The organism is Paenibacillus sp. Y951, assembly GCF_056786395.1.
The window spans coordinates 66151-74402 of record NZ_JBXCIY010000020.1 but is presented as its reverse complement, the minus strand read 5'-3'; the positions used below and the strand labels follow the sequence as shown (position 1 = coordinate 74402).

Sequence of the window (8252 nt, the reverse complement as noted above, 5' to 3'; positions counted from 1 at the left end):
CGTCGATACGCTTCTACGCACAGATTTCGCCATACGCAGGTATCCCAGCTACGAAGGTGGCTTGGTCCCTCCTTCGGTTGGACTTTCACCAACTAGATAATGCGTGCCTCTGGGCACGCCTCAAATTAAAAAAGCCCCCATCTCTGTATAAGAGACGAGAGCTTAGCTTCCCGTGGTACCACTCTAGTTGCCACTCAAAAGTGACCGCTTTCCATTGTTAACGAGGTGTCTCCCCGATTTTCCCTACTCATTGTTCAAGAAATATCTCAAAAGTGCGGTTCATCCATTAGTCGTGTATTAGGCTTTCACCATCCCTAATTCGCTACCTCGTTCCAATGAATTACTCTCTTTATCACTGATTTTAATTATTCGATTTTAATGTATATTACCTATTCATATCATAAATGTCAACTCGATGGCCTAGGTTAGATATTATTCTAATGAATTCAGTTTATTTTATTGTTTATTCTCATCCTATATGTGGGTATTTATCTCGTAATTGGTCATCTTAATAGTATTGCTTGCAAAGTAACACATCATGATCGCAAATATTTTTGTCTATTAGCAACCATAAATAGTTCAGGAGGTATACTCAATGAATCAGCAACAACTGCAAGGAAAAGTTGCATTAATTACAGGTGCTGCATCAGGTATCGGACATGCAACAGCGTTACTGATGGCAAAGGAAGGGGCAAAAATTGTATTAGTTGATCTTAATAATGAGCGTTCAGAAAAAACAGTTAATCACATTGAACAATCAGGAAGCACATGCTTATTTATTGATACAGATGTTGCCAATCCCGAACGTGTAGAGAATGCTGTCAATCAAGCGATAAAAGCCTTCGGTCAGTTAGATATCATATTTGCAAATGCAGGGATTAACGGTACTGTAGCGCCTATTGAAGATATTACGCCAGATCAATGGGATGAAACATTAACAACTAATCTTAAAAGCACTTTTCTAACTGTAAAATATGCGATTCCACATATGAAAAATAATGGTGGCAGTATTATTGTTACAAGTTCGATTAATGGTAGTCGCAAATTTTCCAGCTTCGGTATGTCCGCATATAGTAGCTCTAAAGCAGGTCAGGTTGCCTTCGCAAAAATGGCAGCATTGGAACTTGCTCGTTACAAAATTAGAGTAAATGTTATTTGTCCAGGAGCGATTGCAACGAATATTGGAGAAAACACGTTCCGCCAGCCAGAAGTTAGTGAAATTGAAATCCCCGTTACCTATCCTGAAGGTAAACAGCCACTTGAGCACGGTCCGGGTAGTGCTGAGCAAGTCGCTAATTTGGTACTATTTCTAGCATCCACTCAATCAAGTCATGTGACGGGGAGTGAGGTCTTTATCGACGGTGCAGAAACTCTCCTTTAAAGAGGTAGTTCAAAAAATGGACTTTGATAACGATGGGTATGCTTAGATGGTTATTCGACATCGAATATGAAGCGAACTTGGAAAGTACGGTTCGCGTGTACCAATAATGTACACTTGCGCTTCCGCCTTTCTCAAGTAGCGCTCCATCTTCTCGGTTCTGAAAGCCCGTTTTTTGAACTTTTATTTTAAGCTTCTAGCTAACCTTCATTTTAAGCTTCGGGCATTGATCGCTCGTGTACTCGTGCCGTACACATTGCTGGGTTTGAACCTCAGTTGGAAGCCATGAATGATTAGCCGTTCGCGTTCACATACATAAAACGCACAAAAAACCGCTAGTCGAATTAATCGACTAGCGGTTTTTTGCGTTGTATGACATAACCGTTTATGTTCTAAAGTAAGCGGCTTTCTGTAACAGATCTGTTGATTTTACTCGTAGCTCATCTGTCGATGCTGCGATTTCTTCCATCACTGCTGCTTGTTGCTGCGAAGTATCATGAACGAGTTCCGCGCCTTCTCTAATATTTTCAGCAACTTGAGCGACACGACTTGTCTGCTCACGCGATTCATCAACTTGAATGGCTTGTTTTGCCAGTAAATCCGCCATTTTGTCTACGGTTACTGAAACCGTTGCAGCATCCGTTTTGACTTCATTGAAAGCTTGGGCGAACTTTTCACCATTCGCTGCTTCTTGACTTGATAACTTATATTGTTCGTTAATATATTGCACAGCACGAGCTACACCTTGCTGAACTTGTTCGATTAGCGCACGAATTTCGCCAACCGCTTGACCGCTACTATCTGCTAATGACTTAACTTCTTGAGCAACTACAACAAAACCTCTACCTTCATCACCAGCTCTTGCCGCTTCAATAGCCGCATTCAACGCTAATAAATGAGTTTGGTCGGCAATCCCACCGACTACACTTGAAATGTTACCGATTTCATCTGCTAACTCACTGAGTTGCTCAATCGTTTCCAAAGAGCCTTTATTCAACGTCTCTAGCTGATGCATTCCATCCACTAAAGAACGGAATACTTCCTCACTTTGAATTGCAGCGCGATTCATTTCCTCCGTACGCTCCTTGGCAAGATTCGCTTCGGACTGCATATGAAGTGCCGATTGATATAATTCATCTGCTGATGAATGTAATAAATGTGTTGAACTAGCCTGCATACTCGTACCTGATGTAATCTGTTCAGATTGAATAGTTAATCCTTCAAGCTGAACTGCCGACTGATTCACGGCACCTTGTAGCTCCTGTACATGCTTATCTGTTTGTACTGAGTTTTCTTTAATACTTTCTACTATTGTACGGAATTGAGTTAACATTGTATCTACTGCTGCACCAAGCTTATACATTTCATCCTGGCTTTTTATTTCTACTGAAGCTACATTCAAATTACCAGTAGCCGCATCGGTGACATTATTAGTCAAAGCTATTAATGGGCGAAGTAACCATTTGGCAGCAAAATAACCAAATAATCCAGTCCAAAATACCCCGAATGCAAGAGTTCCTACTACAAACAACCCTGTTGGTACCGTTTCAAACATTCCATTCATCACAAGTAAAATAAATGCACTTGTTGCATATGTAATTGAAGAGGCAGCTGTTATACCAATCACAAATTTCTTGACTATGCTTTGACGAATTTTCATTTATTTTGCTCCTTTACCCTAATGTCCTCTAATCTTAGTGGAGTTTTCCAATTCGTACCGTGACAAATATCACTCTAATTACACTTATTACAGCTGCTATTTACTATTTTGTAAAGACTTCTGTAATTCATCAACAAACTGTGAATGAATTGTGCCATTAGACGCTACGATATTACGCACCTCTAATGTATAGGGGCTGCCATCGATATCCGTTACCACACCGCCCGCTTCTTGAATAAGAAGTGAACCTGCTGCAAGATCCCAACTATTCAAATTCATTTCCCAGAAACCTGAAAGACGTCCCGCTGCTACATATGCCATATGTAACGCCGCTGAGCCTGACACACGAATATTACGTACTTTTGGTGCAATATGCTGTAAACTCTTCATATTAAGCGGTAACGCGTAGATCGGATCTGCTGGGAAACCTGTTGCAATAAGGCTTTGCTCTAGCGTTGCATCCTGTGAAACGACTAGTCGCTTACCATGTACATAAGCTCCCTTACCTCTTTCCGCTACGAAAAGTTCATCCTTCATTGGATCATAGATAACTGCAACAATGACTTCACCTTTATAAGCTAATGCAATCGAGACACAGAAAAATGGAAATCCATGTACGAAATTAGTTGTCCCGTCTATCGGATCAACAATCCATAAATATTCAGCATCCTTCGCATCAGCAATAGCTTTAGATGACGCAGCAGCTCCAGGTTCAACACCTTCTTCACCTAGAAATGCGTGGTCCGGAAAATGTGTCCCAATTAATTTTTTAATCAGTCGCTCAGACCCTTTATCAATTTCTGTAACTAGATCCGCAGATGAGTGTTTTAATTCCAATTTCTCAACGCTACCTAGTTTTATTTTGATCCACTCTCCTGCTTTTGCTGCACAATTAATGGCGACAGCTGTGAAACTCTTACTGCCTACAACTGGGGGCAATTTTTCTTCATTCACGTTCTATCACTCTTCTCTCTTTGCGTAATCATAGCTTTACTCTCTAATGTCTAATACATCAGCTACTATATCCATATTATAATAATTTGATAGTAGCTTCAAACATCATTCGAGAAAGCGATTACAAATTTTAGGTAAAACCTTCCTATTATGGTGAATGAGTATATTTTTATTATACTTACTCTTCCGCAATAGGAAACTTTGTTTACGTACTCATAATTTCAATAGTAGCATCATCCACAATTGTAATATCACTAGAAGACAATGCTAGCTGCTTAAGCTCGTCCATCAATTGAAACACTGCCTGATCCTTTGATTTGGCTTCCAGCATACAATCAACATAGTTAGTCGTTGGTGCAATCGCCCTAAGAAATTTCAAAACGGGAGCAGCTTCAACAAGATCAGCATGTCCTCTTGGATCTGAGACGCTTTTGGGGCTACTGACATGGATTTTCGCCGGAAGTTGCTCTGAACTAGATAGCTCTAAGCGCTGACATTCCATTTCCCATGTACGTTGAATCCGTGACCATAATTGCTCAGCAAGCATCTGCTCAGAAATATGACCAGCATTAACTGCATAATGATGAATATCAAGAACCATTGGAACGGCTACTGCCTCTGCTGCTAATAATGTTTCTTCTACATTAAACGTTTTATCATCGTTTTCAAGTGTAATTCGATACTTCAAACGGTTTGGAATACTACTGAATTGTTCAATAAAACGTGCACTTGAGGTTACTTTATCTCCATATGCACCGCCCATGTGAATATTACATTTAGAACGTTCATCAAGTCCCATTGCTTCCAGCATGCTGACATGGTACTCAATATCTCTAATAGAGTTAATAAGCACCTCTGGTCTATGTGTACTGAATACGCAAAAATGATCTGGATGCAATGATACTCTAATCCCTTTCTCTTGAACATAGTCGCCAATGGCTTTGAAGTCGTCAGCTAATGAAGGATATGGATTCCATTCAGCTAATGCTTGATGCGTAGATAGTGGAATAAGCTTTGATGAGAAACGATATAGCTTAACATCATGATGATAAGCATGCTTCAACAAACGCAATGTGTTATGTAAATTTTGTTGAGCGATTTGCTCAAGTCGCCCGATCGCAGCTTGACGATCAGCTAGCTTAGAAAAGCTTGCATACGTCATCGTCTTCGATGGAGATGCATTTTCAAGTATAGTACTCATTGCGACAAAACCAAATCTAACCCTCATTTACTACCGCTCTCCGAAGAACATCTCATACGCTAATGCCGTTTGCACGCGTGCTTCTTCTTCTGTTAATTTGCGAATAAGCTCCATCTCAACTTGCGTAATTTCTTCACCTTGAAAATTGATTTCAGCAATTGAAGCTAATATACGAACAATCGCAATCGCTTCATTACTTGGTGTGTAGGCAATAACCTTTTGGCCAGTTGGATAAACTCTGAATTCTTTCTTTACCATCTTACCCTTACCATACTCTAACAATTCATATAGCTCTTGCTCAGACTTAAATTTACATACGGAGTTGAATTCAGTTTGAAATCCCATATTCTTGTCCTCACCTTCATTACATTTATATTATTTATTCATATTTTCAAGATTCTGCTTGTACACTATATAAGTGCATGTTCAAAAAGCTTCTTTTTTGAACTTCCTCTATAAGTATATCATGAAGCAACACCATATTCTTCTAATATGTAACACCAGTTCAAATAGTCGGATGTCTTGAACTTCCGTTATTAAGAAAATACCCGTCCCCCACTGTGGTAGGGACGGGCATCATATAAGCAACTTACATATTATCGCCAACAAAATCAATTTGTTGCTTAGCGGCATGGCGTTCAAAAGCGAGCTTCAACAACTCATCAAGTAATTCCCGATAATTAAGTCCGCTTTCGCGCCACAATAATGGATACATACTAAATGGCGTAAAGCCAGGTAAAGTATTCAGTTCATTGATGAATACTTTACCACTTGTTCTTTCTAAGAAAAAGTCAGCACGGGATAATCCACTTCCATCAATCGCCTTAAATGCAGTAATTGCCATTTCGCGTAACTCTGCCATTTTAGTATTGTCCAAGTTAGCAGGAATTGCCATTGTAGATTTGCCATCAATATATTTTGCTTTGTAGTCATAGAAATCATTAGAAGAAATAATTTCACCTACGATAGATGCTCTCGGTTCATCATTTCCCAATACACTAACTTCTACTTCACGCGCATCAATAAATTCTTCAATAATAACTTTACGGTCAAATCGGAATGCATAGTCAATAGCTTTAATGAGTTCTTCACGATTATTCGCTTTAGATACCCCTACACTTGAGCCTAGATTTGCAGGCTTTACAAAACAAGGATAACCAAGTGCAATTTCACATTCCATTAAAAAGAAGGATTGATCCTTTAACCATTGTGCTTTTGTAAAGTAACGGAATACACATTGCGGAAGATTCGCATCTGCAAATGCTTTTTTCATAAATACTTTATCCATACCTACAGCTGAAGCAAGTACCCCAGTGCCAACGTAAGGAATATTAGCTATTTCAAATAATCCTTGAATCGTTCCATCTTCACCAAATGTTCCATGCAATAACGGGAAAATGACATCGATTTGTTGTTCATGCTGCACACCATCCAGCGCGCTGAAAATAGAAAACAAAGCGGAGTGAGTCGTCCCCTGACTTGTCGCAGCACTTGCTTCCAATCGTAAATGTTCACCAGATGTTGGTGGCTCTATCATCGATGGACCAGTAATCCATTGACCTTGCTTCGTAATATAGAAAGGTTTAATCTCATATTTGCTATAGTCGAATTCGTTCATTACGGCAAATGCGGTGGACAATGAAACTTCATGCTCTCCCGACTTACCACCGTAAACAAGACCTACCTTAACTTTGCTTCCCATTACTTTTCCTCCACTACTATCATTATAATGATAAGTTTGATTATAATTTCTACGATTAATGAATAAATGATCTGAAAATAAGATAAGGAATATTAGTGCCGCTATCTATTATACATAGTCGGTTATGTGGAAGAAACGGTAATGTGTATTAGGTGTCCAAGCATAAGAGTCTTTATAGTCCCAATAACGATGTCTGCCGGCCGTTGTATTAGCGTTAACGAGTGGCTGACCTTTTGCATCAAATGCCGTCACAATGGTCGTATGCTGATAGCGTGTATTTCCATTCCAGTCATACACAATGATATCTCCTAGCTCAAGTTCATCCGCATATGCTTTTTCTATGGCACGCAACCCTTGATTGCGTGGTTTCATTAGAAAAGTTGCCAATGCCTTAGAGACTGCCCAACTATAACTCCACCATTCTTTACCTTGCTCTCTTCCTTTGTACCACCATCCACTATCTCTTCTGTTAGTATAAATCATTGGTACGTCACCTGCAAAGATACATTGCGAAACATAATTCGTACAATTTGAATCAAATTCATCGTAAGTAGGATTCCCCTTATTCCACCATTGATCGGCATAGGCAACGACCAGATCACGCCGATAACGTTTACCTCGCATCACCCGGCGGAATTTAGGAATAAGATCTGGATTTAAGTATGGTACTGCAATCGCTTGCGGCTCTTCTTCCGCTTCGTATTCAGAACTCCAATCCATGACTGCTCCACCGAACCTAGGCTTACGTTCTAACATTATCGGTTCAACTTTTGTGATTAACCATTTGCCCTGATCATTCAATAACCATACACGTTCATGATCATATCGTTCCTCTATATATTGTTGACCATCTTGTTGTAGTCTTCTTTTCACGTATAGACGGAGATGTATAATCATTTCACGATCTAACTCGTTCACCTGTACAATTTCAGCCTTAGTTTCGCTACCTTCCGTATGAACACCTCGTAAAAGCTCACGTTCACGAACACGCTCTAGTCTTCCTTCTACGCGCTCTTGATGAATGATATCGCTATACAAATCATTTAAACGTGGTGCAAATTGATCTGTTTCCGCTTGATTGTACCTTGTAATATATTGCTGTAATGCAGGCTTCCAATCTAATTTTCGTTCTTGGATAGTTGCTGGATCCAATGGGGGCAACGATGCTTTAATTGCTGGAATAACAGATTTCTGCAGCGTATGAGGAATATAACTGTTCGTTTGTCGCTGCGATAGCACTCTTGTACCTTGTGTTGCATGTAGAACAGCCTGCTGCTTTGCTCTCGGAACTTTTCTTGATTTGCGTTTTATACTAGCTGATGACCTACTCATGTTTTCCCTCCCAACATATATGATC

7 protein-coding genes and 1 other annotated feature are annotated in these 8252 nt (G+C 39.8%); of the genes, 1 reads left to right on the top strand and 6 read right to left on the bottom strand.

Annotated elements, in window-relative coordinates; all coding sequences use genetic code 11:
- Window positions 1-147: 147 nt before the first annotated feature.
- Window positions 148-365: a binding site (T-box leader), on the bottom strand.
- Between the two features lie 230 nt (window positions 366-595).
- Window positions 596-1381 carry an SDR family oxidoreductase gene (locus AC1TPB_RS21155; RefSeq protein ID WP_482078321.1) on the top strand — a complete coding sequence of 262 codons (786 nt, stop codon included), beginning with the start codon at window positions 596-598 and terminating at the stop codon, window positions 1379-1381.
- Between the two features lie 382 nt (window positions 1382-1763).
- Here the strand turns inward: AC1TPB_RS21155 and AC1TPB_RS21150 are convergent, their stop codons facing one another.
- The 6 genes from AC1TPB_RS21150 to AC1TPB_RS21125 form a co-directional block, all read right to left on the bottom strand.
- Window positions 1764-3038: a methyl-accepting chemotaxis protein gene (locus tag AC1TPB_RS21150; protein ID WP_482078320.1), complete on the bottom strand. Its 1275-nt coding sequence runs from the start codon at window positions 3036-3038 to the stop codon at window positions 1764-1766.
- A 96-nt stretch (window positions 3039-3134) separates the two neighbouring features.
- Window positions 3135-3992 carry an inositol monophosphatase family protein gene (locus AC1TPB_RS21145; protein WP_482062084.1) on the bottom strand — a complete coding sequence of 286 codons (858 nt, stop codon included), beginning with the start codon at window positions 3990-3992 and terminating at the stop codon, window positions 3135-3137.
- A 205-nt stretch (window positions 3993-4197) separates the two neighbouring features.
- Window positions 4198-5220, bottom strand: coding sequence for a UV DNA damage repair endonuclease UvsE (gene uvsE / locus AC1TPB_RS21140; protein WP_482078319.1), 1023 nt, complete (start codon window positions 5218-5220; stop codon window positions 4198-4200).
- Between the two features lie 3 nt (window positions 5221-5223).
- Window positions 5224-5538 carry a hypothetical protein gene (locus AC1TPB_RS21135; RefSeq protein WP_482062082.1) on the bottom strand — a complete coding sequence of 105 codons (315 nt, stop codon included), beginning with the start codon at window positions 5536-5538 and terminating at the stop codon, window positions 5224-5226.
- 244 nt (window positions 5539-5782) lie between these two features.
- On the bottom strand, window positions 5783-6895 hold the full coding sequence (locus AC1TPB_RS21130; protein ID WP_482078318.1) for a D-alanine--D-alanine ligase: 1113 nt from the start codon (window positions 6893-6895) through the stop codon (window positions 5783-5785).
- A gap of 108 nt (window positions 6896-7003) precedes the next feature.
- On the bottom strand, window positions 7004-8227 hold the full coding sequence (locus AC1TPB_RS21125) for an amidase domain-containing protein (protein ID WP_482078317.1): 1224 nt from the start codon (window positions 8225-8227) through the stop codon (window positions 7004-7006).
- Between the last annotated feature and the right edge of the window lie 25 nt (window positions 8228-8252).

Coding starts and splice junctions, on each gene's coding strand:
- uvsE (WP_482078319.1), bottom strand. CDS start 5,220: ATGAGGGTTAGATTTGGTTTTGTCGCAATGAGTACTATACTTGAAAAT.
- AC1TPB_RS21130 (WP_482078318.1), bottom strand. CDS start 6,895: ATGGGAAGCAAAGTTAAGGTAGGTCTTGTTTACGGTGGTAAGTCGGGA.
- AC1TPB_RS21125 (WP_482078317.1), bottom strand. CDS start 8,227: ATGAGTAGGTCATCAGCTAGTATAAAACGCAAATCAAGAAAAGTTCCG.
- AC1TPB_RS21135 (WP_482062082.1), bottom strand. CDS start 5,538: ATGGGATTTCAAACTGAATTCAACTCCGTATGTAAATTTAAGTCTGAG.
- AC1TPB_RS21155 (WP_482078321.1), top strand. CDS start 596: ATGAATCAGCAACAACTGCAAGGAAAAGTTGCATTAATTACAGGTGCT.
- AC1TPB_RS21150 (WP_482078320.1), bottom strand. CDS start 3,038: ATGAAAATTCGTCAAAGCATAGTCAAGAAATTTGTGATTGGTATAACA.